Origin of the sequence: Lysinibacillus sp. UBA5994, from assembly GCF_002429725.1 — a bacterium.
Lineage (GTDB): Bacteria > Bacillota > Bacilli > Bacillales_A > Planococcaceae > Lysinibacillus > Lysinibacillus capsici.
In genome coordinates this window covers 337,265-356,788 of record NZ_DJAU01000012.1, presented here as the reverse complement: position 1 = coordinate 356,788, position 19,524 = coordinate 337,265, and the positions used below count along the sequence as shown (strand labels likewise).

Annotated in this window: 20 protein-coding genes and 1 pseudogene; 9 read left to right on the top strand and 12 right to left on the bottom strand. The window is 38.9% G+C overall.

All coding sequences use genetic code 11. From position 1 onward, the window contains the following. Nucleotides 1-28: 28 nt before the first annotated feature. Nucleotides 29-937, bottom strand: a complete 909-nt coding sequence (locus B3D98_RS04465) for a hypothetical protein (RefSeq protein WP_288580975.1) — start codon at nucleotides 935-937, stop codon at nucleotides 29-31. Nucleotides 938-1,127: 190 nt separating this feature from the next. Between B3D98_RS04465 and B3D98_RS04460 the strand changes: the two genes are divergently transcribed. The 3 genes from B3D98_RS04460 (at nucleotide 1,128) to B3D98_RS04450 (ending at nucleotide 4,351) form a co-directional block, all read left to right on the top strand. After that, nucleotides 1,128-3,320: an ATP-binding protein gene (locus B3D98_RS04460; protein ID WP_288580973.1), complete on the top strand. Its 2,193-nt coding sequence runs from the start codon at nucleotides 1,128-1,130 to the stop codon at nucleotides 3,318-3,320. Further along, complete coding sequence (locus tag B3D98_RS04455) at nucleotides 3,295-3,921, top strand: response regulator transcription factor (protein WP_048394499.1); 627 nt, start codon at nucleotides 3,295-3,297, stop codon at nucleotides 3,919-3,921. Before B3D98_RS04460 ends, B3D98_RS04455 begins: the two co-directional genes overlap by 26 nt. A 229-nt stretch (nucleotides 3,922-4,150) precedes the next feature. Next, nucleotides 4,151-4,351: a cold-shock protein gene (locus tag B3D98_RS04450; RefSeq protein ID WP_004230248.1), complete on the top strand. Its 201-nt coding sequence runs from the start codon at nucleotides 4,151-4,153 to the stop codon at nucleotides 4,349-4,351. Nucleotides 4,352-4,481: 130 nt separating this feature from the next. Here B3D98_RS04450 and B3D98_RS04445 read toward each other — a convergent pair whose 3' ends face one another. After that, on the bottom strand, nucleotides 4,482-5,780 hold the full coding sequence (locus B3D98_RS04445) for a hypothetical protein (RefSeq protein WP_048394501.1): 1,299 nt from the start codon (nucleotides 5,778-5,780) through the stop codon (nucleotides 4,482-4,484). 150 nt (nucleotides 5,781-5,930) lie between these two features. Between B3D98_RS04445 and B3D98_RS04440 the strand changes: the two genes are divergently transcribed. Together B3D98_RS04440 and B3D98_RS04435 are read left to right on the top strand one after the other, a co-directional pair. Next, on the top strand, nucleotides 5,931-7,460 hold the full coding sequence (locus B3D98_RS04440) for an AbgT family transporter (RefSeq protein WP_048394502.1): 1,530 nt from the start codon (nucleotides 5,931-5,933) through the stop codon (nucleotides 7,458-7,460). A 13-nt stretch (nucleotides 7,461-7,473) separates the two neighbouring features. After that, a complete protein-coding gene (locus B3D98_RS04435; RefSeq protein WP_048394504.1) occupies nucleotides 7,474-8,664 on the top strand; it encodes an amidohydrolase in 1,191 nt (396 codons plus the stop codon). A 208-nt stretch (nucleotides 8,665-8,872) separates the two neighbouring features. On the opposite strand, the gene ccsB is transcribed toward B3D98_RS04435, so the two are convergent. Beyond that, the gene (gene ccsB, locus B3D98_RS04430; protein WP_288580966.1) at nucleotides 8,873-10,042 is read right to left on the bottom strand and encodes a c-type cytochrome biogenesis protein CcsB; all 1,170 of its coding nucleotides are present in this window, start codon (nucleotides 10,040-10,042) and stop codon (nucleotides 8,873-8,875) included. A 345-nt stretch (nucleotides 10,043-10,387) separates the two neighbouring features. Between ccsB and B3D98_RS04425 the strand changes: the two genes are divergently transcribed. Beyond that, the gene (locus B3D98_RS04425; protein ID WP_066036846.1) at nucleotides 10,388-11,125 is read left to right on the top strand and encodes a class I SAM-dependent methyltransferase; all 738 of its coding nucleotides are present in this window, start codon (nucleotides 10,388-10,390) and stop codon (nucleotides 11,123-11,125) included. A gap of 14 nt (nucleotides 11,126-11,139) precedes the next feature. On the opposite strand, the gene B3D98_RS04420 is transcribed toward B3D98_RS04425, so the two are convergent. From B3D98_RS04420 to B3D98_RS04410, 3 genes and pseudogenes are all read right to left on the bottom strand, one after another. Next, nucleotides 11,140-11,574: a GNAT family N-acetyltransferase gene (locus B3D98_RS04420; protein WP_054549263.1), complete on the bottom strand. Its 435-nt coding sequence runs from the start codon at nucleotides 11,572-11,574 to the stop codon at nucleotides 11,140-11,142. Beyond that, nucleotides 11,571-12,053 (bottom strand): annotated as a pseudogene (locus B3D98_RS04415) (GNAT family N-acetyltransferase). Before B3D98_RS04415 ends, B3D98_RS04420 begins: the two are co-directional and overlap by 4 nt. 2 nt (nucleotides 12,054-12,055) lie before the next feature. After that, complete coding sequence (locus B3D98_RS04410) at nucleotides 12,056-12,643, bottom strand: SMI1/KNR4 family protein (protein ID WP_048394514.1); 588 nt, start codon at nucleotides 12,641-12,643, stop codon at nucleotides 12,056-12,058. Between the two features lie 201 nt (nucleotides 12,644-12,844). On the opposite strand from B3D98_RS04410, the gene B3D98_RS04405 reads away from it, so the two are divergent. Continuing rightward, nucleotides 12,845-13,396 carry a GNAT family N-acetyltransferase gene (locus B3D98_RS04405; RefSeq protein ID WP_048394516.1) on the top strand — a complete coding sequence of 184 codons (552 nt, stop codon included), beginning with the start codon at nucleotides 12,845-12,847 and terminating at the stop codon, nucleotides 13,394-13,396. 51 nt (nucleotides 13,397-13,447) lie between these two features. Here the strand turns inward: B3D98_RS04405 and B3D98_RS04400 are convergent, their stop codons facing one another. Continuing rightward, entirely contained in the window at nucleotides 13,448-14,005 is a 558-nt protein-coding gene (locus tag B3D98_RS04400) for a histidine phosphatase family protein (RefSeq protein WP_054549265.1), read from the bottom strand. Further along, complete coding sequence (locus tag B3D98_RS04395; RefSeq protein WP_288580959.1) at nucleotides 13,998-14,558, bottom strand: hypothetical protein; 561 nt, start codon at nucleotides 14,556-14,558, stop codon at nucleotides 13,998-14,000. The genes B3D98_RS04400 and B3D98_RS04395 overlap by 8 nt, the downstream gene beginning before the upstream one ends. Nucleotides 14,559-15,076: 518 nt before the next feature. Between B3D98_RS04395 and B3D98_RS04390 the strand changes: the two genes are divergently transcribed. Next, complete coding sequence (locus B3D98_RS04390) at nucleotides 15,077-15,247, top strand: aspartyl-phosphate phosphatase Spo0E family protein (RefSeq protein ID WP_004230265.1); 171 nt, start codon at nucleotides 15,077-15,079, stop codon at nucleotides 15,245-15,247. A 172-nt stretch (nucleotides 15,248-15,419) separates the two neighbouring features. After that, entirely contained in the window at nucleotides 15,420-15,890 is a 471-nt protein-coding gene (locus B3D98_RS04385) for a hypothetical protein (RefSeq protein WP_048394519.1), read from the top strand. Nucleotides 15,891-16,014: 124 nt separating this feature from the next. Here B3D98_RS04385 and thrS read toward each other — a convergent pair whose 3' ends face one another. From thrS to B3D98_RS04365, 4 genes are all read right to left on the bottom strand, one after another. Next, nucleotides 16,015-17,931 carry a threonine--tRNA ligase gene (gene thrS / locus B3D98_RS04380; protein ID WP_288580950.1) on the bottom strand — a complete coding sequence of 639 codons (1,917 nt, stop codon included), beginning with the start codon at nucleotides 17,929-17,931 and terminating at the stop codon, nucleotides 16,015-16,017. Nucleotides 17,932-18,309: 378 nt separating this feature from the next. Next, nucleotides 18,310-18,540: a hypothetical protein gene (locus B3D98_RS04375; protein WP_048394522.1), complete on the bottom strand. Its 231-nt coding sequence runs from the start codon at nucleotides 18,538-18,540 to the stop codon at nucleotides 18,310-18,312. Nucleotides 18,541-18,554: 14 nt separating this feature from the next. Then, complete coding sequence (locus B3D98_RS04370) at nucleotides 18,555-18,911, bottom strand: hypothetical protein (protein WP_288580945.1); 357 nt, start codon at nucleotides 18,909-18,911, stop codon at nucleotides 18,555-18,557. A gap of 11 nt (nucleotides 18,912-18,922) precedes the next feature. Next, nucleotides 18,923-19,519 (bottom strand): hypothetical protein, encoded by a 597-nt coding sequence (locus B3D98_RS04365; protein WP_048394530.1) that lies wholly within the window; start codon nucleotides 19,517-19,519, stop codon nucleotides 18,923-18,925. Nucleotides 19,520-19,524: the final 5 nt, after the last annotated feature.

Sequence of the window (19,524 nt, the reverse complement as noted above, 5' to 3'; positions counted from 1 at the left end):
CAAGTTTGCTGTTGATCATTATACCATTTCACAACGAATTATTGTTGAGCTCCCTTGAAATTTCACTCTCTGTTGTGACAAAAAAAGTGGGCAGCAGGATGATATTTAATAAAACAGGTCCAACAATCACTAATAAATCAATGCCAGGACTAAAGTATAATCCAAATGCTGTAATCAGACCCGATAATACAAGGAACACGATTTGTGCGACAATAATCAAAATCGGCACCAATTGATACAGGTAATTGAGTTTACGGAACTGATGCATATTGTCTGGGTTTTTAATGATTTTCCTTTTTAACCGTCTGGATAAAATAAGACAAGCAAGCAGTTGGATAGCCATAAAGCAAAAATAAATGACACTGTATAAAAGCAACTGACTTTTTTGAATGGTGCCATCAAAATGGCCCACTCTTTGGTTTAATAACTCTTGGACTGCCCCCTCATAGACATATTCACGTTCACTTAAAAAAGTAAAGGGCTCCATAAAGCCAAGCGCTGTCCAATCCTTTGTATTGACAGTCCACTTGGATAATTTACTTGCTAAAATACGCAATTGAATAGGATCTTGCTCGCCAAACATCCCTACTAGATGACGATAGGGAATGGCTACTTTTAGCTGACCATCCTGCTTTTCTTGAAATAAATCCTGAATATAAAAGGTATAGGCAACATCGGATTTATTGGCCTCATAACGAGTCTCACCAATTTTCCAATGATTAGCTAAGGAAGCTTGAATGCCATTTTTCATTTCTGCATAGGGCATATCCTTATGTAAATGCTTCGGAATCTTATAGACAAAATGATGATCACTACCTATGAGACCAATTTCTACCTCGACTTTATCCTGATTCACCGTTTTGGCCTTCGTGGTCAATGGAATGGTGATCATAGCGATGAGAAAAAAAAGTAAAAGTGTTAAAATGCCTTTTTTCACGCAGAAGTCCCCCTATTCGTCACTAATGATTAAATTTACCCTATCATAGCCATGTCCGAAAACACTATTTCGTTATTCCGAAAAAACAATAGTGGTTTTCCGAAACTCGTTATTTCGGTATTCCAAATTTATCAATAATTAGCGATAATATATAGGAGATTATGATCATAAGCAAATTAGAGGTTTAACAATGAAAAAATGTACTTATTGTATTTTTCTTACATACTTAATACTCGGTATTTATGTGTTAGGTATTACCATCAAAACACCCTTTGTGAGTCTCACTCTCGATACGACAAACGGTCAGCCTGTTTTTGTGGATAGCTATTACCCTCTATGGGCAGAGCAAAAAAATATTGAAAAAGGGGATATTATTGTGGCTATCGATGGGCAGCCAGCCATGGAGAATCGCTACGTTCAACAGCAAATGATCGTTAGAAGCGCCAATGCATTAACGATCCAAAAGGCTGATAAGAGTATTCAAACCATTGCTGTCAAACATCGAGACATGCCAGAAGAATTATATTTGCAAATTTTGTTCCCTATCTTTTATTTTTTCCTAGCTTTTGGTGTCGCACTTTATGTTTGGCGACGCAATCAAAATAATCTTTCAACGTTTTTATTGATCCTATTTTTATTAACTTGTTCGACCGCCTATATCAGTACTGGCGCATCAGCTAGAGGAAATATGATTGGGATGTTTGTCATTAGTAGCTGTATTATTTTATGCATGGTTCTCTTTATTCACTTTTTACAACACTTTTTCAAATACCTACAAATTAAGTGGACCTACCCTCACAGCAAATGGCTGTACTTATTAATACTGTTCATCCCTGGCTTTTATCTAATGGAGGAAGTTGAGCCATCATTACGTGAGTTCACACCTATATTGAACCTAAGTTTATTTGCTGTCCTGGTAGTCTATGCAATTTTTATTTTAGTAACGAGTTATTTACGTACTAAATTGGCTAAAATTCGTTTAATTGCGCTTGCCTTTATCGTGCCGTTTTTACCCTTTTTATTATTCTTCGTTACACCTGAAATATTAGGACATAAGCCGATATTACACGCTGAAATCGCCGCATTATTTTTATTATTTATTCCGTTCTCTTTTCTGTTCATTCAGGTGAACGAACGATTATTCGATATTGAATACCAATTATCACGATTACGCTATTATTCAACGCTAGCCTTTTTCAGTGCGCTTCTGTTGACAGCAGGGATTGCCCTGTTATTCATGGGGGAGCTATCCATCGTCCATGTCACAAGTATTTTTTTACTTGTCTTTATGGTGATCATTGCAAGCTTTTATATAAAAGAACGCATTGATTTTAAGTATCGAAAAATTATCTTCTCTTCTACTGGAAATTATGTACATAATTTATATGCAGCCGTTCAGCGTATGGGCAAAGCAAAAAACCAACAAGAATTATTGGATCGTTTTAAATATGAAATCACCGAGAAGCTTGGAACCACAGCGTTTCATATCCGGACAATAACAGACGATTCTCCACAGCATGTAAGTTACTATCCGCATTTACTGTTACATGATGCTGGTGAGGAAAAGATTATGTTAGAAATACGCCATGCTCTGCAAAAGGAAGAGCTGCTTTGGTTAGAATTGCTTGCACTGTATGTGTCCATGTTTATCAATAACTTACAGCAAATTGAGGATTTAGTGCGTGAAATTCAGCATATAAAAAATACCAGCGATACACCGCTTCCTTGGCTCGATAAATTGCTATGGAATATTATTGAGAAGGAAAAGAGTATTTTAGCACAGGAATTACATGATACCATTTTGCAGGAGCAGCTTCATTTAGCCAGAGAGCTTGATGTCCTAGCTGGCTCCCCTACTATTCAGAAGGAGACCGTGCTAGCTATACGCGAGCAGCTATTGAATGCAACGAAGGACTTACGAGAATATTGCGAGAACTTAAGTCCCCCACTATTGGATACCTTTGGTTTACAAATGGCATTAAAAAAACTCATTCAAAAGGTAAAAATAAGGGCTGATTTTTTATTAAGCGCCCAAATTGATCGTGTAGAATTTCAGGATGTCACCCTGCATCTCGTAGTCTATCGTCTTGTTCAGGAGCTGTTAAATAATGCAATCAAGCATGCTGAAGCAACAGAGGTTTCGCTTCAATTACAAGCAATCCCTCAAGGCTTTATCCTTCGATACGATGATAATGGTATAGGCTGCGACATTGACGATTTAATACAGTCCTCTGCATCAATGGGCATTAATGGCATTCGCGAACGTGTCCGTGCTTTTAATGGTGACATTACCATTCAATCGAGCCTTAACGAGGGCATGCATATTTATATACAAATACAAGAGGACGGGGATTCATATGATGAACATACTTATTATAGATGACCATCCTGTCGTTTTAGATGGTACGAAAACATTGTTGCAGGATTTAGCCAATGTTCAAATCGAAACAGAACAGGATTGCGCAGCCGTTTTATCAAGAATGGATACAGCTACCTTTCAGTTGTTTCTCATTGATATCAATATGAAGCCAATCAACGGCATTCAACTATCAGAGATGATTAAGAAAAAACAAGCAGATGCATTGATTATTCTTTACACAGGCTACGAACTTTCCGATTATTATGAGCTATTGATTGAGAAAAAAATTGACGGTCTATTATCAAAGCTAGCGACAAAGGAGCAAGTGATCCAAACCATTCAAGCAGCCATAAGAGGTGAGATTTTACTGGCAGCCGATTTCTTAGACTTTGTTCAGCAACGCACCAACCTGCCGAATGTGCAGCAGGAGGTTCTACTGAGCGATAAGGAACAGGAAATACTACAGCTCGTTGCCCAAGGCTGTACAAATAAAGCCATCGCCTCTGCAATTGGTGTCACCCAGCGCACGGTGGAGAACTATTTATCGAAGCTATTCGTCAAGCTGAATGTAGAATCGCGGGCAGAGGCGGTCATTGTTGCGAAGGAAAAAGCCTGGATTAAATAATGAGGAAATAGCGTTTCTTTACTATTAGATTACAAATGTAAATTTTTCCTTACTAAAAACGGAATTTACTGGATATACAAACAATTCTGTACTATAATAAGGGTAATAATTACATTACTTCATTGCTATGATTAAAAACACGTATTCAAAAGTAATACGAGCTTTTGAATACGTTTTTTATATGTGATAGAAGCAATTGATTGTTGAATTTTTTTGGGAGGGTGTTTACATGACACAAGGTACAGTAAAATGGTTTAACGCAGAAAAAGGTTTTGGCTTCATCGCAGTTGAAGGTGGCAATGATGTATTCGTACATTTCTCAGCTATCCAATCTGATGGCTTCAAAACTTTAGAAGAGGGCCAAAAAGTTGAATTCGGCGTAGAAGAAGGCAGCCGTGGACCTCAAGCAACGAATGTAGTGAAACTATAATCTTCACTTAACATAGACGTGCATATAAAAAGAGACATTCGTAAATGGATGTCTCTTTTTCCTGTGTCAGGATTTATTCATCCTATCAACTTGCACAGGTAGCCCCACCGTATGAACCATTCCATCCTGACTAATATAAATGAATTTGATAATACTTTTTTGGGCGTCCACGCGTGGTGGACGTGTTGCTTGGTAATTCGTGTGCTAAATTTTTCTCATGGAGCTGCTTTAAAATGCGGTTTGCAGAGCGTACCGTAATGCCAAGATGTGTACTGAGCAGTTCTCCACTGACGATCGTTGTCGTTAGTTTTTCCAGCATCGCTTCTATTTTTTGTAATTGTAATAAGGGAATATCATATGTCGTACTTAAATTTTTTAGATGCTGTTGTTTTTCATCGTCAAACTGTAGCATCGTTCCATATAGTAAAGGCCCAATTTCTCGTGAATTTTCAATAATGTATCCCTGTGTTTCCTTTGAAGAGCAGAGGGTTGCGGCTTTTTTAGCAAACTCCTGACTTTCAATTAGAGAGTCACCAATTCCCCACCCTATTCTGACAGGAAACGATAGCTTCTCATTTAAAAAATCAACTAAATGACAATGTGAATAACGATTCGTTGTACTTAAAAATTGCTTATACGTCGTGATAATGGCAATAAACGATGCCTCACGATGTACGATAAATGAGCTAGCATACAGTTGTTTGAAATCTAATATAGTTTTATATAAGGCAATTTGCCGATATTCTAGGTCTTCTATATTCGATTTATCGATCGGAATTAAAATATGCACTACCACTACTTTATTTTGGTTAAGCTGTCGAATTCGCAGTTGATTGAGAAAATGATCTAATGTTAATTGCATGGCATATTGAGACGGGTAAAAAGCGATAAATGGTATATTTTGATCAGCTAAGCGCTCACGTATTTCTGCAATGCGGGTAAAGCTCAAATCAACCTTGTTTTCCTTATGCAATTGTAGATGCCATTCAGCAGCTTTATCGACAATATCGCTACTTGCGTACTCGCTCATCGTTTGGCTAAAAAGATAAGGTTTTTTTCCTATCGACCATTCATGAATGCCCAAATAGCCGTTTTCCTCATAGCAAAAGTCGATGGCAATGCGATTCATAGCAATCTTTTTCTCATAAAAAAGCTCCGTAACGGTACGGTAAAAATCACGCTCTGAAATATCAAAGTAATGCATAGGTACCGTTGCTTCTTGAAAATGCGTTTGAGCATAAAAATATGGAATTTGTCCGCTAAAAAGCGCTCCATCTCCCCCTTCCAAATACTTTTCTAAAAGCTCATTCAAATGTTCAAAATCAGTATAAGCATAGTAATGAAATTCACAAAAAGAGGGTTTAATTTTTTCAAGCTGTTGAACCCATGAAAGTGAGCGTTTTGCGGTAAAAACATTAATTTTATACATACATATAGCTCCTTAATAAAAAATAAATATTGAAAATAGTCAGAAAATATGGTTTCTTTGTATAAAGGACATAGATTTTCAATGTCTTAAAATAGAGACATTGGATTCTTAAAGGTTAAGTCTAATAAAGTATAAAAGGAGATGAAATTTATGCAAGGGAATTCACAAACAATTAAGAAAAAATCTTGGATTGACAATATGTTAGATAAAATCGAGCGTGCAGGTAATAAGCTACCGGACCCTATCACGTTATTTATTATTCTAGCAGGTATAGTACTAGTTTTATCATGGGTTTTATCCATGCTCGGTATTTCAGCAGTTCAACCTGGGACCGAAGATGTCATTCAAGTAAAAAATCTGCTAAGTCAAGAAGGACTTATCTTAATTTTAACGCAGATGGTTTCAACATTTACAGGCTTCGCTCCATTAGGGCTAGTAATCGTGACAATGATTGGTATTGGTTTAGCTGAGCAAACAGGCTTAATTTCAGCTGTCATGAAGAAAATTGTGATGTCAGCACCTACAAAATTAATTGTACCTTTTATCATTTTTACAGGTTTAGTTGGTAACTTAGCGGCTGACGCGGCATTTATCATTTTACCACCAATTGCAGCCATGATTTTTATGAGTATTGGTCGAAATCCATTAGCAGGCTTAATTATTACATATGCAGCTGTAGCTGGAGGCTTCAGTGCGAACATATTAATTAGCTCTCTAGATGTATTATTATTAGGGATTACAGAATCAGCAGCACAAATAGCAGACCCCGCGTACACTGGTCGTGCAACGATGAATTACTATTTCTTAATTGCTTCGACGTTTTTATTAGTCATTATTGGTACATGGGTTGCAAAGAAGTTTACAGAGCCTCGCTTTGGTTCGTTTCACGGTGAAATTGAAAAGCTAGAGCCATTGACAGCTTTAGAGAAGAGAGGATTAAAGTGGGCTGGAATCGTAACGCTAGTTTATATTTTAGTCATTGCTTTTACAGTCATACCGTCGAACGGTCTTTTACGAGATCCTGCCACAGGTGGCTTTTTAAACTCACCTTTCATGGCAGGCATTGTACCTATCATGTTATTCTTCTTCCTATTACCTGGGCTTGCCTATGGAATAGCAGCGAAGGAGGTTAAAAACGATAAGGAAGTTGCAGAGAAAATTTTTAAATCCATTGCAGATATGGCGCCATTTATTGTATTAGCGTTTGCCGCTTCACAAATGATTGCCTTTTTCAACTGGAGCAATATTGGTTCTATTTTAGCCATTAAAGGTGCAGAGCTTTTACAAGCATTGAATTTTACAGGTTTACCAATGATGATAGGATTTGTTTTAATTTGTGCCTTTGTCAACCTATTAATCGCCAGTGCTTCTGCAAAATGGGCTTTACTTGCACCAATTTTCGTACCAATGTTCTTATACTTAGGCTATTCCCCAGCGGTTACCCAGATGGCCTATCGTGTAGGGGATTCGATTACAAATCCAATTACCCCTATGTTACCGTATTTCGCAATTTTACTATCTTTTGCAAAGCGCTATGATAAAAATATCGGAATTGGTACGCTTATCTCTTCTTTATTACCGTTCTCGGTGTTTTTCGCAATCGGTTGGATTATCCTCTTCGCCATTTGGTTCCTACTAGGTTTACCGCTTGGCCCTGGAGATTATATTTACTTAAAATAAGGAGTGTTAGAGAATGACAACATTACAACAACAGTTAGCAGATTTATTAAAGCATTATGAAGAAGAGACAATACAGCTTCGTCGTCATTTCCATGAAAATCCTGAGCTTTCCTTTGAGGAAGTTGAAACGCCAAAAACCATTGCTGCCTTTCATCGTGCATTAGGTCATGAGGTTCGTGAAGGTGTAGGTGGCAATGGAGTTGTGGCAAAGCTAGTTGGTGGAAAACCAGGGAAAACAGTAGCGTTACGAGCAGACTTTGATGCTTTAGCCATTACGGAAGAAACCGGCTTACCTTTCCAATCGAAAATTAAAGGGCGTATGCATGCTTGTGGCCATGATGGACACACAGCTTCCCTCTTAATCTTAGCGAAGGCGTTTAATCAAATGAAGGATGATTTAGAAGGAACAATCGTCTTTATTCATCAGCATGCTGAGGAGCTTGCGCCAGGTGGAGCTATTTCGATGATTAGGGATGGCTGCTTAGAAGGTGTAGATGTTATTTTTGGGACACATTTATGGGCACCCACTGATCTTGGCAAAGTGCAAACAGCTAAAGGACCATTAATGGCTGCAGCAGATGGTATTTATATAACGATAAAAGGCAAGGGCGGCCATGGTTCAAACCCAAGTGACACCAAGGACTCCATTGTCCTTGCAGCTCAGTTTATTACAAATTTACAGCAGCTTGTGGCACGTCGCATCAACCCATTACGTCCAGCAGTAGTATCAATTGGCCATATTGAGGCATTAAATCCATTCAACGTCATTGCTGATCAAGTGTACATGAAGGGTACGGTGCGCACTTTCCACGAGGAGGAGCGTAGTTTGTTAGAGCATGAAATCGAAGAGCTTTTAAAGGCAACTTGTTATTTAACAAAAGCCGATTACGAGTATGAATATGTGCGAGGCTATCCGCCTGTTGTGAACCATGATGCAGAGACTGAGCATATAATGGCGTCCGCAGAGAAAATTGCAGATGTTGAGACTGTTGAAATAGTTGATCCCAATATGGGCGGTGAGGACTTTGCCTATTTCTTAGAGGAAATCCCCGGTGCGTTTTTCTTCACAGGGGCGAAAAACCCTGATTGGGAGGAAGTCTATCCACACCATCATCCGAAATTCGATATCGACGAGCGCTCATTACGAATTGCCGCCAACGTTTTAGGTCAAGCAACGCTAGACTATTTCGCAAAAAATAATTAATAAAAAGCATTACGAAGTGCTACATGCATTTCGTAATGCTTTTTTAGGTTGAATATTTTAATAAGAAGAAAAGGATGGCCAAAGCTAAGAGGTTCTCTCACTAGTTGGAGCAGTTACCTGACTAGTTTGAGCGCTCTCTCCTCACTTTAGAGCGGGCTCCTCCTCACTCAGTCAGGATCACTTAGGAGTCAAGACCCCCTACCTCTAACTAGGCATAAGAATGTAAGCCGGCAATGACTAGATTGACAAATACTTGGTTGAACACAATAATGCCGAAGCCGATGATGGCCAACCAGGCTGTTTTTTCTCCTTCCCAGCCTTTGGATAAGCGAAAATGGAGGAAGGCTGCGTAGAATAAAAAGGTAATTAATGCCCACACCTCTTTCGGGTCCCAGCCCCAATAGCGACTCCAGGCAATTTGCGCCCAAATCATGGCGAATAGCAGGCCACCTAATGCAAATAATGGGAAGCCGATAACAACTGCGCGATAGGAAATCTCATCCATTAATTGTGGCTGTACGCGGCTTGTCCATGGCTTTAATAAGGCACTCACTGATTTTCTTGTGATGAATCGAATGACACCATATAAAATAGTACCCACAATAAATGCCCAGACAATCGAGTTTAATTTCTTGGCATCTATTTTATTTGTGATTTCGACACCACCGATTGCTTCACCCTTCTCGGTGACGGCTCCTTTACTGACAATCAGGGGCATCATGGAGTAAGTGGCTTTTTCTTGCTGTCCCTGTGCATTATCGAATTGTACCTGCACCTCTTCTGTGGCAAGGCTGAAAAACGTCGATACGCCAATAAAGCCAATGACAACCACCAAACAATACAACACAAACTCAAGCCCGTATGTACTGATAGATTTTTTGGAAACATCCAGCGTTCTTAATAAGTAAATTAAACCTGTAGCAAAGGATACAGATAAAATGGCACTAGAAAAGGCCACAGTCATGACATGAATTGTTAACCAGTTACTTTGTAATGATGGAACAAGCGGCGATACTTCCTTCGCGAAAACGCTTCCATAACCAAGGATGATTAAGGATACAGGAATCGTGAATAAGCCAACCACGATTTGCTTATATAAGAAATGGATAATTAAGTAACTTCCTGTAAGCATGATGCCAAAGAACGTCATAAATTCATACATATTACTGACAGGTGCATGGTCAACCGCCACCCATCTGACAACAAAGTACACGAGCTGTAGGGCAAAGGCTATATAAGTGAGCAATAGTCCAAGCTTACCGAATGTTTTTCTCTTTGATTTGACTGCTAGCCCTAATGGCACAATAGCAATGAGTAGTAGAATAAAGGCAATAAATAAGGCATTGCTACTAATGGATAATAAACTTTCTTGATTCAATAGAATCCCTCCAACGTCTCTTTTTCGGAATATGCTTCCAAATAGTAAGAACGTTATAGCGTGTAAGAAGTGCCATGTTTTACCTTTAAATATTTTTATTTTTTCAAATTGTTACATTTTTATGACATGGAAATGGGGATGTGCTTGGTAGGATCAATCATTATGTAGAGGGAACGATAAAATGTCCCATTAAATGGAAGATAACTGTATCAAAAAAAATGGTATGCCTCTATCTACATCTTACAAAAAATTGTAATAAAAGTCTATTTCTTTTTCTATCTACATGGGACAATAATGATGCGCACAAATAACATAACGTTATGTTTCATAAACTGGAGGCTTTTAATGAAACAAAATATTTATGATAATCCGATATTTTTTCATCACTACAAGACATTGAGACAAAAAGCATCTAATTATAACCGTCTTTTGGAGCAGCCCACGATGAAGGCTTTACTTCCACCGTTGACAAATTTACAGGTACTCGATATTGGCTGTGGTATGGGGGATTTCGCCAAGTATTGTATCGACCATCAAGCCAAGCACGTAACCGCATTAGATGTTTCGAGCAATATGCTGTCCGTCGCTAAACAGGAGCATGCCCACTCACAAATTGACTATCAGCTACAGGCAATAGAGGATTATGAGGCTCCTTCGGCTAGTTTTGATTGTATAACCAGCTCCCTATCTCTTCATTATGTCAAAGATTTCGATGCGGTCATTGGTCAAATTGCTCACATGCTACGTCCTAACGGTGTATTTATTTTCTCTGTAGAGCATCCTATTGCTACAGCTCGTCATACAACAGATGATAATTGGGTATATGATGACAATCATCAACGTCTGCACTATGCTGTGGATCATTACCAGGAAGAAGGCTTGCGTGAGCAAACATGGTTGGTGGATGGTGTTGTCAAATATCATCGCACTATAGCGACACTGGTCAATACATTGATTACCCATGGGTTAACCATTGATAAAATCGTAGAACCAATTCCAAGCACAGCAGCCATTCAACAGCTTCCTTCTATTGAAAAGGAGCTACGCAGACCATCCTTTTTATTCATCAAAGCAAAAAAATAAACGAAAGCCTCACCCTATGTTTGTGGTGAGGCTTGTTTCATATAAATAATTTCCGGGTCTCCCTCATCCAAGTTGTCGATAAAACCGCTTTTGACAAAGCCTAGGTTATGAAAAAGCTGGTGCATACGCCTATTGGACTGATTTGTAGAGGAGAAAACCTTTGCTGTTTTAGCCATTTGGATATAAGCGGTCATTAAGGCAGATGCGATCCCCTTTCTGCGCTCGGACGGCTTGACAATGACTAAGGAAATAAAGCTATAGCCAAAAAAGTCATTGCTAAATAGCAAAAACCCCCCAATGGTATCAGCGGATTGGTATAGCAAACAGCGTTTCTCTTTGATAGCTTGCTGAATTTCTTCCGCTCTGGATGAATCTCCAATTACTTCTTGATCGATTGTACAAAGTGCTTGTAAATGCTCCATTCTTGCTTCAATTATATGATGGCTCAATTTTCAACCTCCTTCATATAGTAGCTCATCACCTTTAGCTCATTTCGAAGTCCCATCGCCTGTCTGCCTTCATCGACAAAGCCACATCGCTTATAAAGTTCTTGAGCAGCCTATTTGGTACATTGACCCCGAGCACCAGCTCATTGATGGATGGGAAATGCTTGCGAACAAAGTCAGGCAATAATTGGAGTGCTGTCTTGGCATAGCCTTTGCCCTGCTCATAAAAATCAGTGGAAAAGGAACGGATTAATAGCGCCTGTTCGTTGGAGGAGTAAGGCGTCACCCCCTCTTTTTCATGTAAGACAAAGAACGTGACTAGCTTGTTACCGTCCATTGCTAAAATGGCATGCCGACTATTATCCTGCTTAGCAAGTGCAATGCCTTTCTTTTGGAGACTTTGTATAGCGTAGCTGCTCTTCTGTTAGGGTATATTGTTCTACTAAATTTTGTGCTTTGTCCTCATAGAACATGAGCTGCATAGTCACTCGAATTCCTCCTCGTAAATAGCGGTGAATTCATAGTCTCCCTCTATAAGTTGCTGTAAATAATCCTCAAACGAAGCTGCAATCACCTCAAAGCTATCAGGATCATGGACATAACGAACCACCTGGCCAACTTGTCCCGCTTCATTTGGCGTAAAATCAATATATAGGCTTGATGTGCCCCCATTATTCATACAATCTGCAAAGCAGAGCCGTTCATTTAACGGGACATGCATATTAATCTTTTCATCTACTTCCACATACGCTAAAAATTCCTGATAGCGCTCATAAATTGTTTCACGCTTGTCATGATAATCTTTCACGATTTGCTCCACCGATTTTAAATAATACGGATAATCCCCTAAATCAGAGCCTAGCACTAAAACACAGATCGTTTCTTGCCCATGCTGACAATAATATGTACCATTGACATCCTGTAATAGCTCCACCAAAGCTTGTGGGCAGTTCGGAAATACTTCTAACAAGGCCTGAATTTGTGTCTCTGAAGCACCAAAAGCCTGTTGTAATTGTTGCTGCTCTTCTTGTGGTAAGTATTGTAATAAATTCGCAAAATATGTTGTGCGCATCTTAATCCCTCTCTCTCTTTAACTATGACATATTTTAACATAATTTCTTCCATTCTCTTAGTCCCTCATGCTACTATGGAAGTATGCACAAAAAAAGGGGTGGATTTATGAGTGTGAAAGATGCAGTAGACGTGAAAATATTACCAACAATCGTAGGGTTGTAACGCTACTTGCAGCCCTTCTATAAGGGAGAATACAATAATGGAACATTATTTGAAAACATTTTTAACAGGTCAATCGATCACTTTACAACAAATGACTACTGCTGACCTAGAGGCTTTTATAGCAATCGAAAGCGAAATCACCTCTTTGCTACTTGCTAATGATGAGATTCCCTTTCCACAAACTGTAGAGGATCACACCGCTTTCTTTAACAGTATCAGCGGAAAGAAGGAGGAATACTTTTTCGGTATCTATGAAAAAGCGTCACAACAGTTAATAGGCTCCTGTGGCGTTTATGCAGTGAATTGGCAAAATAGCACTTGCTCAGTGGGCATTTCAATTGGGAAAGAGTGGCACGGCAAGGGCTATGGCACGGATGCAATGAAAACGCTTATTGATTTTATCTTCCAATATATAGCTGTTCAGAAAATCAAGCTTCAGGTTTTTAGCTTTAACCCAGCAGCTATTCGCTCCTATGAAAAATGTGGCTTCACAAAAGAAGGCATTTTACGCCAAGAAATTTTCCGCTTCGGTACATTCCATGACGTAGTTTTATTTGGCCTCTTACGCTCCGATTGGGAGAGGAATTAACAGAATAGCACAAGAGAGATACTATGATTGCTGTAGTATCTCTTTTTTTGTTCAGTCCTCTTGCCACACGCGTGTTACTTCCTGTAAGGATAGCCCTTGAAAGGCTAATCGATAGATATCTGGCATACTTAACGTTTGCCAAAATGCATAATCGTATTGGGCATCAAAATATTGCATCATCAATGCCATGATATTGCCATGTGTACCGATAACGACAGACTCCTGTGGATGCGTGAGAAGGATGTTTCGCAAACTTGGAATAGCGCGAGCCATTGCCTGTTGATTGGACTCCCCACCTGCCCATGCAAAGCTTGGCTCCTGCCACACCCGTTGAACTGCTGCATGAAAATCCTCCAGCTTCCCAGTAGCAAGTTGTCTTTCTTTTAAAGCATCTATCGTTTGAACGGGTAAAAGACGAGCCTGTGCAATCCCCTCCACTGTTTGAATGGCTCTACGATAAGGACTAGCATAAACTGCGTCGATTCGATGATGCTTCAAAAGATTTGTGACACACTCTGCATCCCTTTGTCCCTGAGCAGATAGTGGACGATGATATTCATCCTCTGAATAATGAGCATGTGCGTGTCTAACAAAATAAATTTCAGTCATCTGTTTCTCCTCTTTGATCTGTAGCTAAATGAACCTTCCAAATCCCCTCTTGCTGTTGCAGGGCGTATGTTTTTATGTAGCGCTGACTCCCAACGGAAATTTCCAGTTGAACGACCTGTAAATCAGGGGTGCTCGATTCATTAATCACTATTCGATCATAAAATCTATACATGAAATAGGTAACAAGCAAATCACCTGCAAGTGAATCCGTATAGTATTGCTCAAACAATTCTTTTGTGGGGAATGCATCATTGCTGTAAGTAATCGCATACAATGCATCCATACGAGGTTCCTCCACTAAATCAAACATAATTAGCAGCATTTCCTCTGGCGAAAAGGTCTGCAAATGACGAATTTCTCCATCGTTTAAAAATGCTTGATAGGCCTCTCTTTTTTCCAAAGATAAATCGGCTACATAGCTAAATTCAGTGGATGTGGATGTCGATGTCGTATCCATGTCATACACAATGGTCGGTTCCTGTAAGGGCTTCTCCCTTTCACATGCCGTTAGTAAACTTAAAAAAGCAATGATGGAAACCAGTTTTTTCATCATGCGCTGCATCACCTCATCTACCATCCATTATTCCATTAATTTCAAAAATTCTCAACATTTCACCATAGACAATGAAATGTCCCCATTTCTAAACAACAAAAAAGGGAATTTGCTAAAATGTGACAAGATATGAATTCCGCGATTAATTATCGGAAAATTCAATCTCTAATCACAACTTTTTTCTTAGTATAAAAGACTTAAGACTTCTCCATTTCCCCCTTAATATTTTCTAAAACAAAGAACGTGAATAACCCTATCCAGCACATGAATAGGGTTTTAAGTCATATATTAAGTTCTATAAAAGGGGAATTTTACAGTAATTTTTATCTATAATATATAAAAATTTTCAACCAGGCTAAATAGGATGAAGTACCCTATCTATGACTAAATTACGAATTTAAGAAACGATACACAATGTGACATTTTTTTTAATATAAGTGATATACAATGAAAAAGTTGAATCGAGGTCATAAAAATTTATTTCAAGAATATGGATAAAAAATTAGGAGGAAAATATCTTGGTTAACTTATTACTTAAACAATTCTTGAAGGCGGAAATTGAGATCAAACGAAGAATTATGTATAAAAAAGCAAAGGATCTTGGTTTCACCCACCCTATTGTAGTAGATTACAGTCAAGAATTGGATGTCTTACTTAATAGATATTTAAAACAAGCACAAGCTTCCTAATCATAACGAGGCATATAATAGAAGAAAGTATAGATATGATAAAGCCAGGCCATGTTTTATTGGCTGGTTTTATCGGGGATGATACATGCATTCACCTAGCCATTTCTCAGAATGTATAGAGAATGAAAAAGTAGGCGATGTTTTTGATAAGAAAACATTTGGAGGTTGAATGATGCACGTATTCATCTTAACTTTTATGGTTGTTTCCAAAATATTATTGCCACCTCAACATTCAGTAGACCATACATCACCCACACTTTGCACACCAACTGAAATAAATACACTATATCAATATCCAAACAACCAATTTCAATCGTTTCGTGATGAGGACACATTTTATCAGCAGCTTAATCGTGCGATTTATGAGGAATATACCAATGCTTCATTGAATATTCGTCAAAAGATGGCTTTTAAAGATGTAGCAAATGCGACAAAACGTTTTTATTTACAAACAGATGGTAAACAGGAAACAATAGACCTCTCTCAACATACTTTTATTCATCCCAATCGACAAGTTTATTTTTTAGCATCCTTTCAGCACAATACCGATGAATCCTATCGCAAATTTCTTGTCATCGACGCTGAAACACAAGAAGTAATACTGGGACATTCGCTTTTTCAAGAAAGTTCCAAGCACCTTTAATTCATTGTATGCACACCATGTAGATTCTAGTAGTCATTTCAAAAAAATAGAAGTAAAAATTTCTTAACAATTAAAAAGCTTGCGATGAATGACGAACATTCATCGCAAGCTTTCTTTACTTGAATTAAGCTAAACTTTTTTGTTGAATGGCTGCTGTGACTTCTTCTATTAATTGCTGTAGTGACTTATCAGTGGAATTTTGCTGACCATGTCTGCGAACAGCTACAGTTCGGTTGGCAACCTCACGATCACCGATAACCACAATATATGGTATTTTTTGCAATTGGGCTTCTCGTATCTTTTTGCCGAGCTTTTCTTGGCGGTCATCTAATTGCACACGGATGTCTGCTTGTTGTAAAGCTTCAACAACTTGCTTGGCATAGCCTTGATGTGCCTCAGCTACCCCAATCACTTGGACTTGCTGTGGTGCCAGCCAAGTTGGGAATGCTCCGCCAAAATGCTCGATTAAAATACCTAAGAAGCGATCAATTGAGCCAAACACTGCACGATGGATGACAACAGGTCTCACCCTTTCGTTGTGCTCATTAATATACGTTAAATCAAATTTCTCTGGTAGCTGGAAATCAAGCTGAACCGTTGCACATTGATGACTGCGCTGAATCGCATCTTTAATATGGATGTCAATTTTCGGTCCATAGAAAGCCCCGTCCCCTGCATTAATTGTATAGGCAATACCTAAATTGTTTAGGACATTTTCAAGTGCTGCTTCTGCTTGATCCCACAGTGCCAAATCACCCATATAATCATCTGGTCGTGTCGATAATTCAATCGTATACGCAAATCCAAAGACGTTGTACACTTCATCTATAATCTTTAAGGCCAGTGCAATTTCATCCTCAATTTGCTGTGGTGTTGCAAAAATATGGGCATCATCCTGACAAAAAGTTCGTACACGTAACAGACCATTCAAGGCGCCACTAAATTCATGTCGGTGCACTTGCCCAAATTCTGCCATACGTATAGGTAAATCCCGATAGGAATGTAAGGCATTTTTGAAAATCAGCATATGCCCAGGACAGTTCATCGGCTTTAAGGCAAAGCTTAGGTCATCCACCTGTGTGAAATACATATTGTCCTTATAATGATCCCAGTGACCTGACTGCTCCCATAAGCGTTGGTTCATCATCAGCGGTGTTCGTACTTCCCTATAATCATATTTTGCTTGTAAATGTCGCAAATACGATTCCAGTTCATTGCGTAAAATTTGACCATTGGCTAAATAGAAGGGCATGCCAGGTGCTTCCTCTGAAAACATAAATAACGATAGCTCTTTACCTAGCTTACGATGATTTCGCTTTTCTGCTTCCTCCAAGAAGATAAAATGATCGCGCAGTTCCTCTTTTGTAGCAAAGGCAACGCCATAAATACGCTGAAGCATTTGATTATTGCTATCGCCTCGCCAGTAAGCGCCTGACACATGCATTAATTTAAAATGCTGTAATTTGCCTGTAGACGGGACATGTGGACCACGACATAAATCATAAAAATCTCCCTGCTCATAAATCGTAACTAGCTCATCTACAGGAATCGCCTCCAACAGTTCAAGCTTTAACGCATCATGGGCGAATAATTGCTTTGCTTCTTCACGTGAAACCTCGCGTCTATGAATCGGGATATTTTCCTGTACAATTTGCTTCATTTTCTTTTCAATTTGCTGTAAATCACTCGGTGTCAGTGTATCAGCAATATCTATATCATAATAAAAGCCATTTTCAATGACTGGTCCTACTCCAAATTGTGCATGTGGATAAAGTCGTTTAATTGCCTGCGCTAATAAATGGGCCGTAGAATGGCGAATGACCTCGATCCCTTCCTTTGAGCTTGCATCGTACAATGTAATTTGTGCATCTTCCATAATCGGGCGCGTCAAATCAATGATGGTTCCGTTAACACTCCCTGCGACTGCCTTTTTACGAAGCTCTGGACGAATCGCTTGTGCAATATCGGTTAGTGTCACACCTTTAGTAAATGCTTGTTGTTGACCATCTGGAAATTGAATGTGAATACGTTGATTTGACATGTTTCTCTACTCCTTTTAGTAATAAAATCAATTACACCTTGGCATAATTGTGTAGATAAAAAAAACACATATCCGCCCCTAAGAAGGGACGAGTATGTGTTGATTACCCGTGGTTCCACCCAAATTCCCACTAGTTTATAAGCTAGTGGCTCATTGATTTTGCTGTAACGCCGCAAAAAACGGTGCAAGTTTCCAAGCACGGCTCCAAGGTAGTAAGATGGGAGTACGACATTAGGAAGCTTGCAGCCAAGGCCCCCCTCTCTATAAATGGTTAATCGCATCTCTTGTCCTTATCATTGCCCATTTCATTTTGTATGAAATTGTTAATTACTATAACGAATAGTGAATTCTTTGTCAAACACTAAAAAAGAAAAAAATTTAGCGACGGACTTGCAATGGGCGTTCTGGACGTTGAACACAATAGTGACAATGCGGGTCATCACATGCCTCCTCTTGCCACTCATTACACATCGCACAAAAATAACTATCAAACGTGTCATCATAGATGATGGAATTTTGACAACTCGGGCATTGTTGATTTTTTTGAATCGTACCGATGATTTCTAGCCCATCAATAATCACTATATCTTCGCGCTGTTCAATTCGCATTTTATTATTATCTCCTAATGATTTTTCACTTCTAAGGTCTCATTTTCAGATTGCCATTCTACATGGATCATTGGCTTTGTTTCTCGTTTAAAGATTTTCTCACTTTCTTTTTTTGTGAAGGAATAATAGCCATCTTTATTTAACTGAACATCACTTAAATTTTGGGATTCTTTTGTCCCCTCAATTGTAATTTCTAAAGGCCCCAAATCATCATCATCTCCCAGATAAAATAAGCGTAAGCCCACCTCACCATTACTATGGTAGATGGCTTTCCAATGCTCACTTTTGGCGATATAATGTATCTCCTGCTCGGGGCTTTGACAAGCTGTCAATAGGATGATGAGGGCAAGTGGAAACATCCATTTTTTCATTAAATATCCCCCTAACCTTGTATGGTGATAGCCCACCCTGTCGGCTTTTCTTCAAAGGCATCCTCGTATTCTGTAAAAACAAAATGAAGTCCCCTTAAATCATCTGGCAAGGGTGGTGTCACCACATACGTACTGCTTTCATGTCCATTTGAGCCACCTGTACCTTTACTTCGGCATTCATAGGACGCATCAATGTATAGACCAAAATGTTTTCGTTCTAATTTTTGCTGAATCGTTAGCTGAGGTTCTTGCTGCTCATCCCAATCAATTAATAATTGCACCACACTTGCATTGTCATATTGACGAACATAAGAAACCGTATACAAACGCTCTCCCTTTGCTACCGTTTTCAATACAGGGATATAGTGACGGAAGCCTGAAGGTTCTACCTTTGAAGTATAGTATTTTTCTGATTTAATCAACTGGAAAAACAACGCTAAAAAAGTATCATCGAAACCATATTGCTGTGCCCATTTCGAAATGGTATCATCCGAAGGCAAGCCTGGAGTAAGAGCAGCTTGCTCTTTTCGTTGCTGCAAAAGTGCACATATTTGCTCATCTATTGTGACAAGCCTTGAATCATTGTATTTGCTATGTTGTTCGGACATCTATA